The following is a 1321-nucleotide window of genomic DNA, read 5'->3' as shown; positions in this document are numbered from 1 at the left end:
TGAACCGCCCCGGCTTTACCGGAGACCGTTTGGCTTAAGTTATGCGGCCATGGCTGGTGCGTCCAGCATGGCGTAGTATCGTTCTTCGGCCTCGGCTGGCGGTATGTTGCCGATGGGCTCCAGAAGGCGGCGGTTGTTGAACCAATCGACCCATTCGAGCGTGGCGAACTCCACGGCTTCGAAGTTGCGCCATGGTCCTCGCCGATGGATGACCTCGGCCTTGTAAAGACCGTTGATCGTTTCGGCGAGAGCATTGTCGTAACTATCACCAACGCTTCCGACAGACGGCTCGATGCCTGCCTCCGCCAGCCGTTCGGAATAGCGAATGGATACGTACTGCGAGCCGCGGTCGGAATGATGAACCAGCCCACTGCGTTTGACGGGCCGCCGATCATGAAGCGCCTGGTCGAGAGCATCAAGCACAAAGCCCGCATGGGCCGCCCGGCTTGCCCGCCAACCCACGATACGGCGAGCGAAGGCATCAATGACGAAGGCCACGTAAACGAAGCCCTGCCAAGTCGCGACATAGGTGAAATCGGATAACCACAGCATGTTCGGCGCGGGAGCGAAGAACTGTCGGTTCACCCGGTCTAGCGGGCATGGAGCGGACTTGTCCGACACGGTGGTTTTGACTGGCTTGCCGCGAATGACGCCTTGAAGCCCCATCATTCTCATAAGCCGAGCGACGGTGCAGCGGGCAACGTCGTAACCTTCTCGCTGCAACTGCCGCCAGACTTTGCGCACGCCATAGACCTGGAAGTTCTCGTTGAACACCCGGCGTATCTCGATCTTCAGGGCCATGTCGCGTCGGGTGCGGGCCGATAGGCGGTCCACGTCCGTGCGTTTGGCAACGACCTCATAGTAGGTGGACGGGGCAATCGGCAGCAGCCTGCAGATCGGCTCGACCCCGAGCACCGAGCGGTGTGCATCGATGAAGGAAATCATCGCTTCAGTGGGCGGTCGAGCTCCGCCTGGGCAAAATACGCAGAGGCCTTGCGTAAAATCTCATTCGCCTGACGAAGCTCCCGGTTCTCCCGCTCCAAAGCCTTTATCTTCTCCGCCACGTCACTCGGCAAACCTGCACGCTTGCCGCTGTCGACCTCGGCCTTCTTCACCCATTCATTGAGCGTATGCGCCGAGCAACCGATCTTGGCCGCTATGGAAGATACAGCCGCCCACCGGGAAGGATGTTCGGCTTCATGATCGGCCACCATTCGAACGGCGCGGGCGCGGACTTCAGAAGAAAATTTGTTCGTCGTCTTGCTTGTCATAGACCCTACTTCTCACGAGTTGGGGTCTCCGGCAAAGCCGGGGCGGTTCA

Annotated in this window: 1 protein-coding gene and 1 other annotated feature; the gene reads right to left on the bottom strand. The window is 59.8% G+C overall.

Translation table 11 applies throughout. The features are described 5' to 3' along the window. Positions 1-39: 39 nt before the first annotated feature. Positions 40-1271, bottom strand: a protein-coding gene (locus KYK29_RS22390; RefSeq protein WP_254693077.1) for an IS3 family transposase whose coding sequence is annotated in 2 segments (ribosomal slippage) — positions 40-980 and positions 980-1271 — 1233 coding nt in all. Because the reading frame shifts where the segments join, the coding sequence is not laid out codon by codon here. Beyond that, positions 871-987: a sequence feature (AL1L pseudoknot), on the bottom strand. (Overlaps the previous gene by 117 nt.) Positions 1272-1321: the final 50 nt, after the last annotated feature.

The sequence above is a fragment of the Shinella daejeonensis genome (genome assembly GCF_024281235.1).
Classification (GTDB): domain Bacteria; phylum Pseudomonadota; class Alphaproteobacteria; order Rhizobiales; family Rhizobiaceae; genus Shinella; species Shinella daejeonensis.
This window is presented reverse-complemented; position numbering and strand designations above follow the sequence as displayed.